Annotated in this window: 17 protein-coding genes and 1 pseudogene; 11 read left to right on the top strand and 7 right to left on the bottom strand. The window is 52.2% G+C overall.

The window, feature by feature from the left end:
* Positions 1–91 precede the first annotated feature (91 nt).
* From POG22_RS02425 to POG22_RS02410, 4 genes and pseudogenes are all read left to right on the top strand, one after another.
* A complete protein-coding gene (locus POG22_RS02425; protein ID WP_498903422.1) occupies positions 92–1,240 on the top strand; it encodes an NAD(P)H-dependent flavin oxidoreductase in 1,149 nt (382 codons plus the stop codon).
* Between the two features lie 17 nt (positions 1,241–1,257).
* A complete protein-coding gene (hetL, locus tag POG22_RS02420; RefSeq protein WP_498903421.1) occupies positions 1,258–1,971 on the top strand; it encodes a pentapeptide repeat-containing protein in 714 nt (237 codons plus the stop codon).
* A gap of 708 nt (positions 1,972–2,679) precedes the next feature.
* Positions 2,680–4,087 (top strand): annotated as a pseudogene (locus POG22_RS02415) (RNA-guided endonuclease InsQ/TnpB family protein).
* A gap of 422 nt (positions 4,088–4,509) precedes the next feature.
* Positions 4,510–5,547 (top strand): Npun_R2821/Npun_R2822 family protein, encoded by a 1,038-nt coding sequence (locus POG22_RS02410; protein ID WP_498903420.1) that lies wholly within the window; start codon positions 4,510–4,512, stop codon positions 5,545–5,547.
* Positions 5,548–5,562: 15 nt separating this feature from the next.
* On the opposite strand, the gene POG22_RS02405 is transcribed toward POG22_RS02410, so the two are convergent.
* The 3 genes from POG22_RS02405 to POG22_RS02395 all read right to left on the bottom strand — a co-directional run bounded on the left by POG22_RS02405 (position 5,563) and on the right by POG22_RS02395 (position 8,313).
* A complete protein-coding gene (locus POG22_RS02405; RefSeq protein ID WP_498903418.1) occupies positions 5,563–6,762 on the bottom strand; it encodes a glycosyltransferase in 1,200 nt (399 codons plus the stop codon).
* Between the two features lie 124 nt (positions 6,763–6,886).
* Entirely contained in the window at positions 6,887–7,492 is a 606-nt protein-coding gene (locus POG22_RS02400) for an alpha/beta fold hydrolase (protein WP_498903416.1), read from the bottom strand.
* Between the two features lie 362 nt (positions 7,493–7,854).
* Positions 7,855–8,313: a GatB/YqeY domain-containing protein gene (locus tag POG22_RS02395; protein WP_017661824.1), complete on the bottom strand. Its 459-nt coding sequence runs from the start codon at positions 8,311–8,313 to the stop codon at positions 7,855–7,857.
* A 232-nt stretch (positions 8,314–8,545) separates the two neighbouring features.
* Between POG22_RS02395 and POG22_RS02390 the strand changes: the two genes are divergently transcribed.
* From POG22_RS02390 to POG22_RS02380, 3 genes are all read left to right on the top strand, one after another.
* Positions 8,546–9,538, top strand: coding sequence for a ribose-phosphate pyrophosphokinase (locus POG22_RS02390; RefSeq protein ID WP_498903414.1), 993 nt, complete (start codon positions 8,546–8,548; stop codon positions 9,536–9,538).
* A 651-nt stretch (positions 9,539–10,189) separates the two neighbouring features.
* Positions 10,190–11,575, top strand: a complete 1,386-nt coding sequence (locus tag POG22_RS02385) for a Sll1247 family protein (protein WP_498903412.1) — start codon at positions 10,190–10,192, stop codon at positions 11,573–11,575.
* A gap of 196 nt (positions 11,576–11,771) precedes the next feature.
* Positions 11,772–13,274, top strand: a complete 1,503-nt coding sequence (locus POG22_RS02380) for a TM0106 family RecB-like putative nuclease (RefSeq protein WP_498903411.1) — start codon at positions 11,772–11,774, stop codon at positions 13,272–13,274.
* Here the strand turns inward: POG22_RS02380 and POG22_RS02375 are convergent.
* Entirely contained in the window at positions 13,252–13,383 is a 132-nt protein-coding gene (locus tag POG22_RS02375; RefSeq protein WP_498903410.1) for a hypothetical protein, read from the bottom strand. The two genes, POG22_RS02380 and POG22_RS02375, sit on opposite strands and share 23 nt — an antisense overlap.
* 25 nt (positions 13,384–13,408) lie before the next feature.
* Entirely contained in the window at positions 13,409–14,857 is a 1,449-nt protein-coding gene (locus POG22_RS02370) for an aminotransferase-like domain-containing protein (protein ID WP_498903409.1), read from the bottom strand.
* A gap of 141 nt (positions 14,858–14,998) precedes the next feature.
* Here POG22_RS02370 and POG22_RS02365 point away from each other — a divergent pair, with 141 nt between their 5' ends.
* Both POG22_RS02365 and POG22_RS02360 read left to right on the top strand, forming a co-directional pair.
* On the top strand, positions 14,999–15,193 hold the full coding sequence (locus tag POG22_RS02365; RefSeq protein ID WP_498903407.1) for a hypothetical protein: 195 nt from the start codon (positions 14,999–15,001) through the stop codon (positions 15,191–15,193).
* Complete coding sequence (locus tag POG22_RS02360) at positions 15,190–15,582, top strand: RidA family protein (RefSeq protein WP_063714528.1); 393 nt, start codon at positions 15,190–15,192, stop codon at positions 15,580–15,582. The genes POG22_RS02365 and POG22_RS02360 overlap by 4 nt, the downstream gene beginning before the upstream one ends.
* A gap of 9 nt (positions 15,583–15,591) precedes the next feature.
* Here POG22_RS02360 and POG22_RS02355 read toward each other — a convergent pair whose 3' ends face one another.
* A complete protein-coding gene (locus tag POG22_RS02355) occupies positions 15,592–17,205 on the bottom strand; it encodes a PQQ-binding-like beta-propeller repeat protein (RefSeq protein WP_498903406.1) in 1,614 nt (537 codons plus the stop codon).
* Positions 17,206–17,412: 207 nt separating this feature from the next.
* Here POG22_RS02355 and POG22_RS02350 point away from each other — a divergent pair, with 207 nt between their 5' ends.
* Positions 17,413–18,282, top strand: coding sequence for an Npun_R2479 family HD domain-containing metalloprotein (locus tag POG22_RS02350; RefSeq protein ID WP_017661814.1), 870 nt, complete (start codon positions 17,413–17,415; stop codon positions 18,280–18,282).
* Between the two features lie 115 nt (positions 18,283–18,397).
* Here POG22_RS02350 and POG22_RS02345 read toward each other — a convergent pair whose 3' ends face one another.
* Positions 18,398–18,826, bottom strand: coding sequence for a phosphomannose isomerase type II C-terminal cupin domain (locus POG22_RS02345; protein ID WP_017661813.1), 429 nt, complete (start codon positions 18,824–18,826; stop codon positions 18,398–18,400).
* A gap of 121 nt (positions 18,827–18,947) precedes the next feature.
* Between POG22_RS02345 and POG22_RS02340 the strand changes: the two genes are divergently transcribed.
* Positions 18,948–19,160 carry a hypothetical protein gene (locus tag POG22_RS02340; protein ID WP_498903404.1) on the top strand — a complete coding sequence of 71 codons (213 nt, stop codon included), beginning with the start codon at positions 18,948–18,950 and terminating at the stop codon, positions 19,158–19,160.

The following is a 19,160-nucleotide window of genomic DNA, read 5'->3' as shown; positions in this document are numbered from 1 at the left end:
TCGTTTCTCCCCCCTCTCCCCATCTCCCCCTCTCCCCATCTCCCCCTCTCCCCATCTCCCCATCATTTTTCCCGCGAGACGGATCGAACTTATGACACCTGTAACCCCTTCCCTCAACGACAGTCGCCCACCTGTCGCCTCCACACTCCCCCCGTTACGAATCGGCAAATACACCGCCCGAGTTCCCATCGTTCAAGGGGGGATGGGCGTGCGAATTTCCGGCGCGAACCTAGCTGGAGCGGTGGCTAACGCTGGAGGTATCGGGATTATTTCCGCCGTCGGCTTAGGATTCAACTCTCCGTATTACGACGCTCGAAATCGCAAAGGTAAATTTTTCGAGGCCAACCGACTCGCCCTGATCGACGAGCTAGCCCTCGCTCGCCGCATCAGTCCCGACGGGATCGTCGGGGTTAACATCATGGTGGCCGCGCGCGACTTCGACACCTTAGCACAAACCGCAGCCGAACATGGGGCAAACCTCATCGTGGCAGGGGCGGGACTACCGATGAACCTGCCGAGCCTGACTCAAGATTACCCCGACGTCGCCCTCGCCCCGATTATTTCGAGTACTCGGGCGGCCAAGCTGATTTATCGCAAGTGGAAGCGTCAAGGCCGCGTTCCCGATGCTTTCATCGTCGAAAACCCACGCACGGCTGGCGGCCACCTCGGGGCTTCTGCCGAGGAACTCGACGATCGCCAACTCGATACTGAATACGTGGTTCCCGAACTGGTCGAGTACGTCAAAACTGAATTACAAGAAGACATTCCCGTCATCGCCGCCGGTGGCGTCTGGGATCGCAGCGATATCGATCGCTTTCTCAGTCTCGGAGCCAATGGCGTGCAAATGGGAACCCGTTTCATCACCACCCACGAGTGCGACGCCGATCTTCGCTATAAGGAAGCCCATCTCAAAGCCCGTTCGGAAGATGTGGTGTTGGTTCCCTCCCCCGTGGGGCTACCCGGCCGCGCCATCGCTAACGACTTTGCCCGTCGCGCGATCGAAGGAACGCTACCCGAGCGCCAACCCTGCATCGCCAACTGTCTCAAAGCCTGTAAATGTCGGGAAAAAGGCGAAACTTACTGCATTTTACAGGCGTTGGATAACGCGTCCCGTGGTAATGTGGAGAACGGTTTGATTTTCTCGGGCAGCAACGCCGGACGAGCCACCGCCCTCGTGTCCGTTGCCGATCTCGTTGCTGAACTCGCCCGTCCGGTAGACTGTGGGGAGGCCCGACGCTGAGTTTCAAGAGGTGTCAGATGGACGTTGACGAACTTCTCCAACGCTACGCTCGTGGCGATCGCGCCTTCGATCGCGTGAAGTTACAAGAGTGCGAACTACTCGGCACCGATTTCGGCCGCAGTAGCTTCGAGCGAGCTGATTTTCGCCAAGCACGACTCGGTCGCAGCCATTTTCCCCATAGCAACTTCCGCGAAGCCGACCTCAGCGAAGCGATTTTGTGGGGAACGGATTTTACCGACGCGGATTTATACGGTGCGCTGTTGCGAGATGCCGACCTCAGCGGCGCTCACTTGGTCGGTGTTCGCTTAGAGCGTGCCAACCTGATTAAAGCCATTCTCAGCGGTGCCGATTTCAGTCGGGCCGTCCTCGAGCGAGCGTTGTTGATCGAAGCAGATTTGCGATCGACCGCCGACCAACGCACCACGTTACGGGAGGCTAACTTGCGCGAGGCGGATTTGAGTTATGCCCATCTCAACGAAGCGATTCTCGAGGGAGCGAACCTCGAAGGGGCGAAACTGTGTCGCGCCAATCTTAGTTCAGAAGCGGGAACGGATGCCCTACCGACGGATCTCAGTAACGCAAACCTTCGTGGTGCCGATCTCAGTTACGCCGATTTCAGCGGCGCGATCCTCAGAAATGCCAACCTGCGCGATGCAGATTTAACGCGGACGGTGTTCGATCGCGCTGACTTGACGGGTGCGATTCTTCCCGACGGACGAGTCGCCGAATAAGAACGTCGATCGTCGGGGCAAATACGTCATCAAAGAAAGCGTTCTGTTCGACGGCTTGCTGGCCGGTTCCAACTCCCTTCACAACTTCCTCGAGTCCGAGTTTTTCGAGACTTGACTTGGATTGTGGCGGGAATTTTGCTGTCAGTGTTGTTAGCTCGTCGCCCGTTGTAACGATCGGGTCTATCTGGTTTTGTCGGAATATTACTGAAGTGGACGCGATCGCCGGACGCGAGTTTCCGTAATAGTACTCATCGAGCGATCGACAAGATTACTGAGGCTGAATTCAGTAATCTTACACTTATCAACTTTTTTAAGTTAAAGCTAACTTAAAAATAGTTAAAAAAGCTCGACAAGCGCGATAGAACGCCGAACAAATAAAAATCCTTTTCATATAGCTTTTTGTTAAAAAACGCTGAATCCTATTATCGTTAGTATACAATAAAAGATGTGTCAAACGTTTTGAAATTTCCCTCAAAACAAATTCTTTAACCATCCTTAACGTCATATTTGCCACTATTTGTTAAGGGTTGAAAAAATCAAATAAGCCTTGATTTGTACGGGACTCTACTAAAGCTATCCCATCAACGACCCAGATTTTTAGGCTCATCATCATGAAACGACGTAGCTTTATCAAAAATTTTGGGTCTAAAACCCCGCCCTAGAAGGGCGGCTTTACAGTACACTGGCCTGAGTGGCTAAACCGTCTAAATGACACTTCGAGCGTTCCGATACCGCTTCTATCCCACTCACGAACAAGAGTCCCTCTTGCGGCGGACGGTGGGGTGCGTGCGACTCGTCTACAACAAAGCCTTGGAAGCACGGACATCTCACGGTGGCGAACCGAGTTCGCCACCCGTGTCCTCGAGATCGGGGGCCTGGAAAGAGCGACAGGAGAAGGTGGGGTATCGGGAAACCTCGAAGATGTTAACGCAATGGAAGAAGGAAGAGGGATTGCAGTTTCTTGGGGAAGTCTCTGCTGTCCCCCTCCAACAGGGATTGCGTCATCTCGATCGGGGATATTCCAACTTTTTCGCCGGACGTGCCAAGTATCCTCGTTTTAAAAAGAAACGGAACGGAGGAAGCGCCGAATTTACTAAAGCGGCGTTTCGTTGGCGAGACGGTTCTCTGTATTTGGCAAAAAGCCAAGAACCGATCGAGATCCGATGGAGTCGTCAACTTCCCAAAGGGGCGGAACCCTCTACCGTCACGGTACGACTCTCTCCCTCGGGACGATGGCACGTCTCCATCTTGGCGGACGACGATACCGTTAAACCGCTTCCCCAGTCCGAGAAAAGCGTTGGTGTCGATGTGGGAATCTCCCATCTCGCCATCACCTCGGACGGTGAAAAGCGGTGCGACCCCGCGCCGTCGCACGGCGCTAGGGAACGCGCACCAAGAGAGGTGGAGAATCCCCGCCATTTGACGAAACATTACAGACGCTTGCGACGCGCTCAGAAATCCCTGTCTCGAAAGATGAAGGGTTCTCGGAATCGAGAGAGGGCACGTCGCAAGGTTGCTAAAATTCACGAACAAATCAAAGAGGCTCGGAGCGACTACCTGCACAAACTGACAACCCGCCTGGTGCGTGAAAACCAAACCCTCGTGGTGGAAGACTTGTCGGTGAAGGGGATGGTGAGGAATCACAAACTCGCCAAACATATCTCCGATTTCCGATTGTGCCTGGGGAGAGTTCGTCAACCAACTGGACTATAAGTGTCAGTGGTACGGGCGTACTCTCGTCAAGGTAGACAAATGGTTTCCGAGTAGCAAATTGTGTGCGAGTTGCGGACACCAAATGGATTCGATGCCGCTGAGTGTCAGGGAGTGGACTTGCCCCAAATGTGGAACGGTTCACGACAGAGACATCAACGCGGCAAAAAACCTTTTGGCTGAGCTTCGCGACCCCTGTAAGGCGGTGGGACACACCGTTTCAGCACGGACATCTCACGGTGGCGAACTCGGTTCGCCACCCGTGTCCTCCTGTGGAGCGAGTGTAAGACGCAGTCTTCGCAGCTCTCGGAGCTTGCATCCGAGAGAACGAAGACTTGAAGGATCTCGATCTGGAGAGCAACTGCAAAAAACCCGCAAGGGAAGGAAACAGGAACCCAAATCGTGAGGTTTGGGAATCACCGTCCTTCCAGGGCGGTGAGGATGTCAATGCGGTGACTAATTACCGGTGACTAATTACCATTTTGAGAAAAGGGAGAAAAGAACTGAGTACCGTCGGGCAGACGGGAATTCACGCTTGGGGACACGACAACCGCTGTTAGTTAGGCGAGAGCCTATTTGACAAGTTGCGTGGATGAGCCAAGAATCCCACGAATTGAATTCGTGGGAGTGTCAATCGATCGACGGGCAACCTTTCAAGTCTCGTTGGAGTCTCTAAGATATGATAAGACCAGATCGCAAGTTTTATCGCGCGTCCCGATCTTCAACACGATGACATTCAGGGCGGTTTACCCCGATCGAGCGCATCGATTCTCGAATTTCAACGCTTCTCTGGCGACAAGTCCTCACAGTTTCTAAGTTAGTTTAACGATGGTATCGTGCGGTATTTATACGTTGGCGAACGACGCCGTTTTCGATCAACTGGTCGCCTGGCTCAATAGCGTTGAAACCAACGTGAGTCACGATATTCCCATTTGCATTTTTCCCTACGACAATCGCCTCGAACGGACGAAAGCCGAACTCGAAAAACACCCGAACGCTTTTCTCTTTGAAGACGAAGTCACCCTGCAACGTTGGGACGATTTCGCCAAACGAGTGTGGATGTCCCATCCGCGAGCCAAACGTCCCGGTTCGCGATCGCCCTGGTATCTCGGACACCATCACCGTCGCTATGCGGCGTTTCAAGGTGTCTTTGAAAAATTCGTTTTCTACGACGCCGATACATTAGCGATGAAACCCGTCGATGGAGTGTTCGAGAAACTCGAGACCTACGATTTCGTGTTCGACGATTGGGAACACCGAAAACCTACCCCCGTCGCCGCCCTCAATATTCCCTACCTCGAATCGATCGGAAAATATACCGAATCCGAGCTACGCCCCCGACTTCACTGTGCGAGCTTCTTCGCCTCGAAACGGGGACTGATTTCGTGGGAAGACGTCGAAGAAATGGAGCGGCGTCTCGTCGAAGAAAACGAAATTTGTTGGATTAACGAGAAACTTTGGTGGGACGATGCGGCGCTGTCGAATTATTTCACGCTCTGGTGCGACGCCAATGCGTTCAATTATACGCAAAGTGAGGACGGACGCGATCGCACGGGAAATTGCGCGACGACAGATGCTTTCGTAAACGTCAATAACGTTCTCTACAACCAACAGGGAATGAAACCCGTTCATCGACTTCATTATATGACCGTGCCGTCGTCTGCGTTCGCGCGGCTCTGTCAGGGAGAAGAAGTTGATATTCCCTATCGCGAGATCTTCTTACATTATCGCTTTCTCAAAGAACCCGAAAAGCGACCGAAAGAATTTAAGCCGCCGTCGATCTCGACTCAATTCAATCGAGCGATACAGTCTGGACTTAAAAAACTTCAGAAAATTCGCTACTATATTCCCGGTTTGGTCAATTGAACGATCGACGTTTTGTCAGGATTGCGGATACACGCGCCCTTTCCAATTTCCCCCAAAGCCGAACCAATGGCGAATCGCAGAATCGATAGTCATGAGGGTATAGAGGGCGGCGATAACGGGCAATAAAATGCCGAGAAAGGGGGGTTGACGGTACAGATGTAAAGTGGGAAGTAGGGAAAAGGCCATTAACAACCACGTGGCTAAAGCAGTTAACGCGATAAAGCGATCGCCTGTGAGAATTCCCCAAACGAAGCTTACAGGAGCGACTTCATAGGTTAACCCCATTCCCAAAACTGTAAGCAACAGTAGCAGAGGAGAGTAGTTCAGTTGCGTGTACGCGGTGCGGGCGACCATGTTCCAAATACTCCACAGGGAGTTGTAGGAACGCAAACTGTGAGTTTTCTCAGTCAGTCCTAACCAAATGGGGTGGCGTTTTCCAGCTTCGCCGCATTTGACGGCGCGGGCGAGGGTGCAATCGTCGATGAGGGTGTCTTTGATGGTACTCAATCCACCAATGCGTTCGAGGGCTTGGCGACGGATGAGGATACATCCCCCAGCCGCAGCAGCGGTTTTGCGGTTGAGATCGTTGACCCACTCGAAGGGGTAGAGTTTTTGGAAAAAATAAACGAAGGGGGGAACGAGTAAGCGTTCCCAGAAACTGCAACAGCGCAGACGCACCATGAGCGAAACGAGATCGAGGCGTTCCCGTTCGGCGTGAAAGACCAGTTGACGCAGGGACGATCGCTCGTGTTCGATGTCGGCGTCGGTAAATAGGTAGTAGTCCGGGGCGTAGCGTTTGGCGTGACGAACTCCTTGTTCCATCGCCCACAGTTTCCCCGTCCAACCTTGGGGAAGGGGTTCGGCGGTAAGGACTTCTAAGCTGGGGGCGGTTCGCCCCATTTCTTTGGCGACGGCTTTGGCGTCTTTAGCAGTGTTTTGGGCGACGCTGGCGGTTCCGTCGGTGCTGCGATCGTCGACGAGAACGACGCGAAAGGGGTTGGGGTAGTCTTGCAATAGAAGCGATCGCAGTCCGATCGGGAGAACCTCGGCTTCATTGCGAGCTGGAACGACCGCGCAGACGCTCGGGAGATCGTCGATCTCGAGGGGAATCGGGGTCAGTCGGACGTGAGAACGCCAGAACTGTCCTCGAGCGGCGAGCAAGCCGATCCAAATGAGTAGTGAAAGTAAGGTTAGCCCTAGAACGACGGTCTCCATAGTTTCGCGTGTCTCTCACAATGCTGATTTAGTGTACCGTGTCGGGCTTCGATCGCGTTGTGGAAACTCTCGTTCGGGCGTCGGCTGAGCGATCCCCGACTCGACCGCAGGACTTCTCGGTGAGTTACGTTCGAGGTAGCGTTTCTAAGAATTGAAGGATTTCTCGATGGAATGCGTCGGTGGCTTTTATATAACAGGCGTGTCCGGCATTTTTTAAGATGACTTTTCGCACGTTCGTCATTTTATCGACGAAAATCTCCGCTTGAGAGACTGATACAATGCGATCGCCTTCTCCCCAAATGGCTAACGTCGGCACTTCGATCCCTTCGAGTCGTTTTCTAAATTGAGAAATACCCACGGGCGCGACGGGAACGTAACCCCGAAGTCTGTCGGGACGCTCCACGAGAAACGGTAGGCTATAGTTTCCGCTCATCGACGGCGAGACGATAACGGGATGGCTGATGTTGGCGGTTTCGAGGAATTGTTCTAGAAAATCGTCGCGACGACCGAACAGCCGCTGCGAGCGTCCGTAGCCGGGTAAATCTATAGCGATCGTGCGATATCCTCGTTCGGCAAAAAAGACTAAACTTCCCAATTCTCGCCAGGTTTGAGAACTGAAACTCGCTCCGTGTAAAAATAGGAGGACTGGATTATTTTGTTCTCCAGCTTCTTGAATATAAATGTTGCAATTGAAGATCCGAACGAAGCGATCGCTAATTTTAACGGGCATAACAACTCCCCCTGTTTTGGTTCGGTAAAATACTCGTATTATAATCATTTTTTATTGTTTTTGTTGTATCATGAATATCTATTTTTATCTGCGATCGCAATCCATCATAACTCGATCGATGACGATCGTTTTTAAAACTATGATAGTTCGAGCATAAAATTGCTTTAAAACTAATTTCAAAATATATTCAATAAAAATAAAATAAGTTAACTTACAGTTCAGCGCGAACATAAAAAAATAGCATTGCTTTTAAAAGCAATGCTATCAAAAAAACGATAAAGAGCGCGACCTCGTATCGAACGGAAATCACCGATCCGATAAGGAGGTAATTTCACGTATTCCAGTAAAATTACTGACAAAAACTACTGACTGAGTTTGTGCTTCACAATTTCTTGAACGGTCTTTCCATCCGCCCGTCCCTTCAATTGCTGCATCAGCGGTCCCATCACTTTTCCCATATCCTTCGGCGACGTCGCACCGACTTTGGCAATTTGTTCGTCAACCACCGCTTGAATTTCAGCTTCAGACAGTTGTTTGGGTAAAAATTCCTCCAAGATGACTAACTCTTGGGCTTCGAGATCGGCCAGATCGTCTCGTCCTGCATCCCGGTACTGGGCGATCGAGTCGCGGCGTTGCTTGGCCAGTTGAGAGACTAGCTCGATTTCTTGCTCCTGAGTCAGTTCTTCCTGTCCTTGCGGACGAACGCTGACTTCTTTCTCCAAAATTGCCTTTTTAATCGAGCGAACCGTTTCTAAGCGAAGTTTGTCCTTCGCTTTCATCGCCGCTTTGATTTGTTCGCCAATTCGATCCTTGAGACTCATTGTAATGTTCCTTTCATCAATGGGCTGTTTGCTGGCTCGTTCGGAGCGATCCGCCATCGAGATCGGCGATCGAACCTGAAAAATTCGATCCCGTTCGATCGACGCTTCAACAGGGTTTTCTGTCGTGTCGATCGAGGAAGGCGATCGAGTTTAATTTGAATTTTCGCTACAGTTTTGGGAATGAAATGATAATATTGCCTTAACTTAACCTAACGTGCGTCGAGGGTCTGCTGTGAGCCGTTCTGCAACTCTATCGCTTCAGCCTTCCTTACTATCTGTTGTCGATAATAATCGACTGAGGCTATTTTCTGGCTCTGCCAACACAACACTCGCCCAAGAAGTGGCGCGATACCTGGGGATCGATCTCGGTCCAATGGTTCGCAAGCGCTTCGCGGACGGAGAACTTTACGTTCAAATTCAAGAATCGATTCGAGGCTGCGATGTCTATCTCATCCAGCCCGTCTGCAATCCGGTCAACGACCATCTCGTCGAACTTCTCATTATGATCGATGCGTGCCGTCGCGCGTCCGCTCGGCAAATCACCGCCGTATTACCTTACTACGGCTACGCCCGGGCCGATCGCAAAACTGCCGGACGGGAATCGATCGCGGCAAAACTCGTTGCCAACCTGGTGACAGAAGCCGGGGCGAATCGCGTTCTCGCGATGGACTTACACTCGGCACAAATTCAGGGGTATTTCGATATCCCCTTCGATCACGTCTACGGATCTCCAGTTTTACTCGACTATATCGCCAGCAAACAACTCTCTGATATCGTCGTCGTTTCGCCCGATGTCGGAGGTGTCGCTCGCGCCCGCGCCTTTGCCAAAAAACTCGACGACGCGCCCCTGGCCATCATCGACAAACGCCGCCAAGCCCACAACGTCGCTGAAGTCTTCAACGTCATCGGAGACGTGCGCGGGAAAACGGCCGTGTTGGTCGACGACATGATCGATACTGGCGGAACGATTACCGAAGGCGCTCGCCTGCTGAGAAAAGAAGGCGCTCGCCAAGTCTACGCCTGTGCGACTCACGCTATTTTCTCGCCTCCGGCGGTCGAACGCTTGTCGAGCGGAGTGTTTGAAGAGGTCATCGTAACCAACACGATTCCGCTTCCGAGGGATCGCCAGTTCGAGCAACTGACGGTGTTATCGGTCGCCAACGTCTTGGGAGAAACCATCTGGCGGATTCACGAAGATAGTTCGGTCAGCAGTATGTTCCGCTAAGCTGTACCGACTCGAAGCTGTTTCAGATGGGGGGCGAGCCGAGGGTTCGCCCCTATTTCGTTTGGCGATATGCTGACCCGAAACCGTTCGCGCGATCGAAACGTACAGCAGTTGTTTTCGCAACGGCGATCGGTTAAAAATCTAACTTCGATCGCACTTTATGAATACTCCTCCACCTGCGTCCCGCGAGGTGGCGGTGTCTTGATTAGAAGGGCTTATCCCTCCCGACAGGCGGTATTCTCGCCGAACAGCCAGAACTTTGGCTGGACTGCCCCCCCAAGTCGTTTCCGCTGTGGGGCTTTTGGTTAATTTCTTTCGCCTAGAGTCCGACGTGTACGAACCGACTCAGAGGACTTATAGGTTGGGTTTTCCTTTCGCTGAGAGGTCGTGCCTCCAGGTGGTTTGGAATCTCATTCCGCCCTTTGCCGTACCGCTCAGGATAGGGTAATTCTAACATAGGTTCGTTGGCAATTCGTCGCCCACCTCGGAACAGGTGGGGGTTAGGGCTAATTTTGTTCAAACTTCGATGACAAAAAACGATCGCCCTCGCTTGTATTTTAATAGGGGTAATCCCCTCTCGATCGAGGTAACGACCTAGGTTACGCTACAGATAGCGAGGAATTTTTTTTGAAATCTCGGGGAGAAGAAACTATGTTTCGGAAGCATCGCCAGGACGATCGATCCCAAACCCCCTTTATCGCCACCAACCGCCCAGACGAACAGCTCTACGAACAAACTCAGGAAATTATCTACAACTACCTCCTCGAAATCGTTCGCGCCTGGCCTCCCGATGAAGTCCTCGCCGAATTTCGCAGCTTGTTCATCGAATACAGTAACGCCAAAAGCACTGAAGTCTTCCAATCTCTCGAAGAACTCGTCTTAGCGAACCAAGAAACCAACTTCCGCTATACCGTTCAACGCTCCTGCTATATCCTGTTTAACAACTGGGAAGCCAACCGACAACACCGATTCATTCCCCAACTCGTCCAACTGTTTCACGATCCCTCCATTCACAAACGAGCGCTATCGCCGAAATTACAGCGGGTGCGAGCTTGGCTGAGACTGTTTGTCGAAGGCGCAGAATATCAAGACTTGAAGGTATTTTCCACAAAGTACGAGGACGATCGCCAAGACGACGAGCCGACGAAATGGAGCGATCGCTACACCGCCTATCTCCTCGTTCCTCAATACTCGAACCCCGACAACCCCATCGAACAGCGAGAGGTCGCTCGCGCCGTCTCTCAACGTCTCAAAGATCGCTTCAAGCGCGATCTGGCCATGTACACGACGCGATCGCAAATGGTGGGATACGACGACAAACAATATCCCAACCCCACCATTTTCGGAGACGACGTCCTGCGGATTATCAAAACCATCGTCGCCCGTCGCGGAAACCTCAGCTATCAAAACTTAGCTCAAGTCTTTCTGCGTCAAACGGAACACCAACGCTATCGCGAGTTCAAACGCAGCTTGCAAAAATATTTGGTGTTTTCTTGGACGGACAAGGAGCTAGCCCATACCCTCAAGCTTCGGTTGTCCGATCGCCTCGATAGCTTTTACCACAACAAACACGACAGTTCCGTCGACGAAGCCTTGAGATTGCGAACCTGTAACCGCGCGATCGACGCCCTGACGACGGAAAACGGCATCGAACCCTCACCAATTTTTATTTGGATGCTCTCGTTCGGCAATCCCTTGGCGCTCGTGGTAATTTTACTCAAGCTCGTTCTCGTCAGTCCCCACTCGCGGGTTCATCTCGAAACTGGCATCGCCAAGCTGGTTCGCTACTACGAGCATTTATCGGAAGATGAATGCGAGTGGGTGGTTCATTTCTTCGAGCTGTTTAAAATTACCTTCGCCATTCACGCCGAAAACGTCGAATACAGCTTGGTCAAAGTGAAAACGAAACCTGCCAACGGTTCTCACGCGTCGGAGGAATATCGCGTGTTCGCTCGTATCAAGTACGAAGATATCCCCACCGACATTCCAACCGACGATTTCGAGGATTCCGACGAACTGACCCAACTTTTTCAGTGAACAGTCAACAGTGAGCAGTCAACAGTGAGGACAGTTGAGAGTTGACAGTTTCTCCCCCTCTTCCCCTCTCCCCCTCTTCCCCTCTCCCCCTCTTCCCCTCTCCCCCTCCGGCCGCAAGACAGTACAATGAAAAAGACTCCGGGTCGCGGGTGCTAAACCCCGGCAGACGATCGCGAGACTGTATCGCCCCCCCATCATGCTCGTTAGCGCCGACTTACTGCTGTATTACCAACGTTGCGATCGAAGGGCGTATCTCGATGTCTTTGGCGATCGCCGCCAACAAGACCCCGTCAGCGACTTTCTCCTCGAACTGCGCCAGGACAGCCACGCACACCGCCAAATGGAGCTGGCACGGTACGACTATCGCCGACCTCAATGGTCGCGAGACGACTGGCTCGGCGGTACGGAAGCGACCCTCGAGTTGATGGAGCAAGGGGTCGAATGTATTTACGGAGGCGTGTTGAGCGCCCCTTGGACGCCAGGTGTGACGCTACTGTGCCAACCCGATTTGCTCGTGCGGGAAACGGGATCTTCGCGCTTCGGAAATTGGTATTACGTCCCCAAAGATATTAAATTTGGCAAACGCCCCAAACTCGATTATCAAATCGTCGGGGCGTTTGACGGGTTGGTGCTGTCTCTCGTTCAAGGGGTTTGGCCGCCGACGGCGTGGTTGTTATTACGGGGACGCCAACCCCATTTGGTGGATTTCGAGAAGCGGGTTCCGGAAATGCACGGAATTCTTACCGACTGTATCGCCACGTTACGGGAACACCGCACGCCGGAACTGTTCCTCTCTCGACAAAAGTGCAATCTATGTCATTGGTACGGGAGCTGTCACGGGATCGCCGAGTCGCAACACCATCTCTCGCTGGTACCGGGAGTGACGCCAAACCGCTACGAACAGTTGCGATCGATGGGAATCGATACTTTAGAAGCTCTGGCAGTGGCGAAACTGTCGCAGTTGAAAGGCGCGTTTGGGGAAGTCGTTGGGGAACAACTCAGCCAACAAGCGCGTACGACGTTCTCGAACCATGCGACGCCGAAACTTCGGGAAATTCACCGGTTGCTGACAACCGCACGGAAGCAGTGGGTGGACGTTCCCGAGGCGTCTGTCGAAATTCATTTCGATATCGAGGCGAAACCGGATATCGATTTAGACTTTTTGTTGGGGGCGCTGGTGGTCGATCGCGCGACGGGAACTCAACGCTATTTTGGCTTTTTGGCAGAAACCCCGGAAGAAGAACAGGGCATTTGGCACGACTTTCTGGATTTACTCTGGGCGTATCCCGACGCGCCGATTTTCCATTTTTGCGATTACGAAGTTAAAACGATTCGACGGTTGGCGAAGCTGTATCGCACCCCGACACGCCGCTGGAAACCGGTCGTCGATCGCTGTATTGACGTGCATTGGTGGGTGACGGAAACGGTGGTGCTGCCGGTGGAAAGTTACGCCCTCAAACCCATCGCGCGGTGGGTGGGGTTCGACTGGCGCGACGCTAACGCCAACGGCGCTCAGTGTATTTGTTGGTACAATCAATGGCTCGAAACGGGCGATCGCGCTTATCTCGACGCGATCGTCAGTTATAACGAAGATGATTGTCGCGCTACGTTCCACCTCAAAACCTGGTTGGCACAGTTTCTCGAACCGTTTTATCTTCAGACACTCTCGCCTTCGGCTATCCCATCGCCGTCGGCATAGCCATCAGCATTACCCACAACCCCGCGAGAACGAGGGTTATCAAAGTCACGAGTAAGATTTTCATCGGTTTGTTCGTCACGTCACGAAATATTGTTAAGTTTGACAACATTTATTGCGTTAATCAAAAATATATGCTAGAAAATCGAATTTGCTAAAATGCCTAATGTTTTCACCGCATCGTAAATTTCCTGAGAAACGGGAAACGCGCAGTTGAGACGCAAACAGTTGCGAAACTGACCCGACGGTGAAAACATGACCCCAGGGGCAATGTGAATGTCTCGCTCGAAGGCTAACTCGTACAATACTAACGAATCAGTTCCTTCGGGAAGCTCCACCCATAGAATATGTCCGCCCGTCGGACGAGTCACTTTCGTTCCTGGGGGGAAGAACTCACACACTGCCTGCGTCGTTTGCATAACCTGCGTGCGATAGGCACTCCGAAGTCGGCGCAGGTGGCGATCGTAACCGCCGTTGTTCAAAAACGCCGCGATCGCCAGTTGTGGAGCGTTCGCTGTTGCATAGTTCTTCGCGAGCTTGTGCTGTTCGACGCGAGATTGAAACCGGCCGGGAATGCTCCAACCTATGCGCCATCCGGGGGATAGAGTTTTGCTAAAAGAGGCGCAATACATCACCCATCCGCCGCGATCGAACGCTTTAATCGCTTTCGGCCGAAATCCCTCAAAGGACAGATCGCCGTAAACATCGTCTTCAACGATCGGCGTTTCGTACTGTGCCGCCAACTCCGCCAAACGCTGCTTTTTCTCGTCGCTGAGGACATTTCCCAAGGGATTGCTGAAGTTCGACACTAACACGCACGCCGCGATCGCCCGCGATCGCAACGCGGTTTCTAACGCGTCCAAACAGATTCCCTCCCGAGGATGCGTCGGTAATTCCAATACCTGTAAGTGCAGCGACGCTAAGGCTTCCAGCAAGCCGTAGTAAGTGGGAGACTCTACGGCGATCGCGTCTCCTGGTTTCGTCACCGCCTGTAACGACAAAGATAACGCTTCGGTCGTGCCGTTGGTGACGACGATCTCGTCGGGAAACACCGAACAGCCTGCATCGAGGAGTCGCCGCGCGATTTCGTGACGCAATTCGATACGCCCCAACACCGAACCGTATTCGTGAACGACTTGAGACTGTTGGCGCAGCACTCGAGACATCAGGCGATCGAGCGATCGCGTCGGCAATAACTCCAAACTCGGTACTGCTGCCCCCAATTGCACGGCGTTTGGGGCGTTGACGGCGGCCGCGTACACTTGCATCGCCAAAGACAAATCGATCGCACAGGCGCGACAGTTCGAGATCGAAGGGGTCGGTTCGTCTGGCAAACGGCGCAGGGCAGCTTTGACGAAATATCCCGATCGCGGTTTGGCTTCGACGAGGCCGCGATCTTCGAGGAGGCGATAGGCTTCGAGTACCGTCGACGCACTCACCGACAATTGCGCTTTGAGCTTTCGTACCGATGGAATGCGATCGCCCGGTTGCAAGGTTCCCGCTTCGATCGACCCCTGCAAGCGATCGGCGACTCGCTCGTATAACACCTCTCCCTCGCGCAGTTCGATCGGACGAATTTCATTCACGGCAGTACAGTTCAAACGTTTTGCCACCAGTACAGATCGTACGTTCAAAACTGTACGGGTTACAAATCATCTTAACTGTGTCTGTACTGTTTTTGGCAAACAGCCGACAATAACCGTAACGACATTGTGGAGGGATCGATCGTGTTGAGATCCTCAAACCAACCCCCCGACATTTTTCGCCGTCCCCATGCGATCGTGGCCGTTCTCAAACGGTTTTGGCGCTTCAGCCAGTTTTACGGACACTACGTCGTTTGTCGCGAAACCTCTGCCCCGATGGAATTCAGTCGCGGTAACCGACAAATTGTCGAAGTTCGTTCTCGCCGTCAAAAACCATGAGTGAAGTTCGCCGCGTCTTTTCAGGTTCGCCTTGGGAACCCGTTGTGGGCTACTGTCGCGCCCTTCGCGTCGGATCGCAAATTTTCGTTTCGGGAACCGCCCCCGTCGACGATAACGGTGAGGTTGTCGCCCCCGGTGACGGCTACGCCCAAGCCAAGTGCTGCTTCGATCGCGTTGGCCAGGCGTTACAAGCCTTGGGTGTAGACTGTCGCCACGTCGTCCGAACGCGGATGTTCGTGACCGAAATCGATCGCTGGGAAGAGTTCGCCAAAGCCCATCAGGAATACTTCGGAGAAACCCCTCCCGTTGCCACGATGGTTGAAGTCAAATCGCTCATCGACCCGCAAATGTTAATTGAAGTCGAAGTCGAGGCGTTTGACTCGGATTAAGTCCTCAATTTACCCCAAGGTATACATCCATCCGTCTCGGCTGCAAATTCGCACGATACCGTCCCAAATCACAGGTGTCGATTCAAAGGAACCGCCCGGTTGGAACTGGGCGATTTCCTTGACGAGAACGCGATAGTAATTGCCACTAGCGCCCCGCAACGCCAACGCATCGCTAGCACGAGCAATTTCGTAATCGATTTGAAACAAACGAACGCCGTTATATCCCGCCGCGACTAAACGGTTTCCATCGGTAAAAATTGGCGTCGAAATAGATGCACCAATTTGTTTCTCGAACACGATAACGGGTGTCTCGTAGTCTCGATCTAAAAACGGACCTTTGACTTTTTCTCCCGTGACTTGAGTTTGACTGCCAATGTATAAATTTCCATCGATCGCGTTCGTAGCAAACAACGGTGGAACGTCCGGGGCGCGATATTCGTCGTTCAACGCCACCGAACCGGTGATTCCGCCTTCCCATTCGCTAAATCCTAAGTTTAAGGTCGGTAAAAACCATTCGACACAATCGGGATCGACTTTGTTCGGATCGAGTTTGAACGCGCCCCCTCGACCGGGTATTTTTTCGCGATCGAGCGTACTAAATAATTTTCCGTCTTTAGAAATGGCGATCGTTCCGTTTAAATCGCCCCCAGAACGAAATCGCCAGACGATTTGACGCGTCTTGATATCGATTCCGTAAATTCGTCCGCCACCCGATGCGATATAAACTCGATTTCCAAAAATCGACGGCGAGGATTCGGCGACTAAGTTGCCACCGTAATATCCCACATCTTCAAATTCATAAAGTTGGAGTTCTCGATACACTTCTGGCATTTCAAAATCGCCGTTTTCTCGAGTCTTTTTCGTGCTACTATTAATAAAGTAGCCGATCGCATTTTCGCCGACGTTAAAAATCGTGCCGTTACCTAAGTAAATCGCCGAACTGTCGTTATCGCGGCTGTAGCTATCCGTGGCACGAATGTCGAGCCGCCACAGCTCTCGTCCCGTACGAAACGACACGGCGCGAAAACTGGGAACGAAGCTCGAAGACAGGGAGTTGTTGACTCCTCGCCGACTGCCTTGTAACACGACAACTCGATTGTCTTCATCGGCGGTTTCGTCGATATAAATACTCGACGAGCCTTTGAGAATATCGTCGAATTCGTATCGCCAAACGACGCGATTTCCCGTGATATCGAGCTTTCGCAAACTGTGGTCGTAAGCCCCGATAATTAGAAAAGTCGTGCCACGATCGCGCACGAGCGTCGGTTGTCCCGTCCACCCAGCCCCGCTCCAAGTGCTAGCACTGCCCCCCACGACACTCGTACCACTTCCGAGATAAAATTGATCGAGGAGGTTCAAACCCTGGGGGGTTCCCCGTCCGTAAAAGCGGCGTTGGGCATTGCCTAAATAGGTCGGAACCAGCAGTTCGATTTCTGGCGGAACGGCAACGGGAACCTCGGAAATCAAACCGTTCACCTGTTGGGTCACGGTATCGGAAAGGGAAACGGGCGTCACCAGTTGGGGGGCGTCTCCCCGGAACCGTCGCAACAGTCTCGGCGGGACGATCGCACCGAATACAAAACCTAAAGCTTGTTTGTGAAACGCGCGGCGGGTCGATCCCATCGCAACCTAAAAGAAACAGTACGACTCGGAAATCGATTATAAATCGAAACCCGATTGAAACTTTATTGTTATCGAGGGTTCGAGACGGATTGCCAAGGGCGATCGCAACCGCTACAATTGAGCCGATCCTTCGCGACCGTCAGGGCAAGCCTTCCACAGACGACCACCTGTTTTACCCTACGACTCTCGGGCAAGTCTAAACTGACTATGTTTAACGCCACCGAAATCCTGATTCAAAATTTTGTCGAACGATTGCGGGAAGGATATCATCGCACCTACGGCGGTTATAAGCCCGATTACGCCGATATCATCGCCTGGGCGGGGGGAATGGCACTCGAAAACATCGCCAACAGCGACGCCCTCTACCACAACGTCGAACATACCATCGGCGTAACCTTAGTCGGACAAGAAATTTTACGGGGAAAACACATCCGCGAAGGGGGAATCACCTGCGAAGACTGGCTGCATTTTATTATTTCCCTCGTTTGCAGCGATATCGGTTTCGTGAAAGGCGTCTGTCGTCAAGATCGCATCGAAGATAACCAGTTCGATTCGGGAACGAGTAAGTTAGTCTCCCTCGATCCTGGGGCGACGGATGCGAGTCTCGCCCCCTACCACGTCGATCGCAGCAAGTTGTTTGTCGACGAACGCTTTAGCGGACACCGCCTCATCGTCGCCGAAGCGATCAAACGCAACATCGAATATACTCGCCAGCAATCCCCGAACGTCGAGGGATACGAAGATACGTCCAGTTATCCCGGCTTGTTGCGGGCGGCCGATTTAATCGGACAACTGAGCGATCCCCGATATTTAAACAAGTTAGGAGCATTGTACTACGAGTACGAAGAAACGGGACTCAATCGAGAGTTGGGCTACCAGCACGCAGGAGATTTGCGCCGCAGCCACTCGAAACAGTATTGGGGCGTGATTTATCCGGCGATCGAAAACGCCCTCGAATACCTCTCCCTCACCCAAGAAGGCAAACAGATTATCGCCAATCTCTACGCCAATGTCTTCGTCGTCGAACACGATACCAGTCAAGCCATGTCGCCCTCTGGTATTATCAAAAAACGTTGATTTTGTCAAGAGTCGTCTTGGGGTAAATTAAAGACCCCCAGAATCTTCAAGATTCCGAGGGTCTCGTTTCCAACGTTTCAATTAAAGAAGTTGCAAAAAGAGGCGTTTCAAACCATTACTTGCCATTGCCGTTGTTCGATCGCGCGTAATCGTCTTGGAAGCGGATAATATCGTCTTCTCCGAGATATTCCCCGTTCTGGACTTCGATCAACACCAAGGGAATTACGCCGGGGTTCTCCAGACGGTGCTTCGTTCCCTGGGGAACGTAAGTCGATTGGTTGCTGTAAACCATCTGCTCTTTATCGTCGCAAATAACGCGAGCAGTTCCCGAAACCACGATCCAATGCTCGCTGCGGTGGTGGTGCATTTGCAAGCTGAGGCGATGACCGGGTTTCACTTCGATTCGTTTGATTTTATATTGGGAACCTTCTTCGAGAACCGTAAACGATCCCCAAGGGCGAAGTTCGGTGGCGGCGACGCTTGCCGTCAGTGCTTCGGGAAGAGTAGCAGTGTTCGTTTTAGACTTTTCTTGAACGGATGCCATACTTATTTTCTCCATGCAGCGTTAGCGTTCGGATCGGTCGAACGAGCCAACGAGAACTCGTTTGATAAAACTTTAGCGGGCGTGAGATTACAAGCGTACTGATTCCATTCTGGTCTAGGAAATGGGAAACTGGGGAAATTTCACCCTGACTTTAAGCAATCTTTATACGTTCGTTCCGCGATCGCCATCTCTGAAGATTCCAAGCGATCCCGTTCGATATCTCTGTATTTTTACGGAAATTGGCGCGACCCTGTCTTTGACTGATGACTCGAACTGCCGTCAGAGAGTTCCCCAAACTCTACCGAGACTTCGGTTCGATTTACAAAACCTTTAA

Source organism: Geitlerinema sp. CS-897, assembly GCF_028368005.1.
Taxonomy (GTDB): domain Bacteria; phylum Cyanobacteriota; class Cyanobacteriia; order Cyanobacteriales; family Geitlerinemataceae; genus Baaleninema; species Baaleninema simplex.
Note: the sequence above shows the minus strand (reverse complement) of the source record. Positions and strands in the feature narration are given on the sequence as shown.

Bases quoted from the DNA above. Each gene is read 5' to 3' on its own strand.
- POG22_RS02380 (WP_498903411.1), top strand. From the start codon at position 11,772: ATGCTCGTTAGCGCCGACTTACTGCTGTATTACCAACGTTGCGATCGA.
- POG22_RS02405 (WP_498903418.1), bottom strand. From the start codon at position 6,762: ATGGAGACCGTCGTTCTAGGGCTAACCTTACTTTCACTACTCATTTGG.
- POG22_RS02340 (WP_498903404.1), top strand. From the start codon at position 18,948: ATGGGAAACTGGGGAAATTTCACCCTGACTTTAAGCAATCTTTATACG.
- POG22_RS02425 (WP_498903422.1), top strand. From the start codon at position 92: ATGACACCTGTAACCCCTTCCCTCAACGACAGTCGCCCACCTGTCGCC.
- POG22_RS02350 (WP_017661814.1), top strand. From the start codon at position 17,413: ATGTTTAACGCCACCGAAATCCTGATTCAAAATTTTGTCGAACGATTG.
- POG22_RS02385 (WP_498903412.1), top strand. From the start codon at position 10,190: ATGTTTCGGAAGCATCGCCAGGACGATCGATCCCAAACCCCCTTTATC.
- POG22_RS02345 (WP_017661813.1), bottom strand. From the start codon at position 18,826: ATGGCATCCGTTCAAGAAAAGTCTAAAACGAACACTGCTACTCTTCCC.
- POG22_RS02375 (WP_498903410.1), bottom strand. From the start codon at position 13,383: ATGTTGTCAAACTTAACAATATTTCGTGACGTGACGAACAAACCGATG.
- hetL (WP_498903421.1), top strand. From the start codon at position 1,258: ATGGACGTTGACGAACTTCTCCAACGCTACGCTCGTGGCGATCGCGCC.
- POG22_RS02410 (WP_498903420.1), top strand. From the start codon at position 4,510: ATGGTATCGTGCGGTATTTATACGTTGGCGAACGACGCCGTTTTCGAT.
- POG22_RS02400 (WP_498903416.1), bottom strand. From the start codon at position 7,492: ATGCCCGTTAAAATTAGCGATCGCTTCGTTCGGATCTTCAATTGCAAC.
- POG22_RS02360 (WP_063714528.1), top strand. From the start codon at position 15,190: ATGAGTGAAGTTCGCCGCGTCTTTTCAGGTTCGCCTTGGGAACCCGTT.
- POG22_RS02355 (WP_498903406.1), bottom strand. From the start codon at position 17,205: ATGGGATCGACCCGCCGCGCGTTTCACAAACAAGCTTTAGGTTTTGTA.
- POG22_RS02395 (WP_017661824.1), bottom strand. From the start codon at position 8,313: ATGAGTCTCAAGGATCGAATTGGCGAACAAATCAAAGCGGCGATGAAA.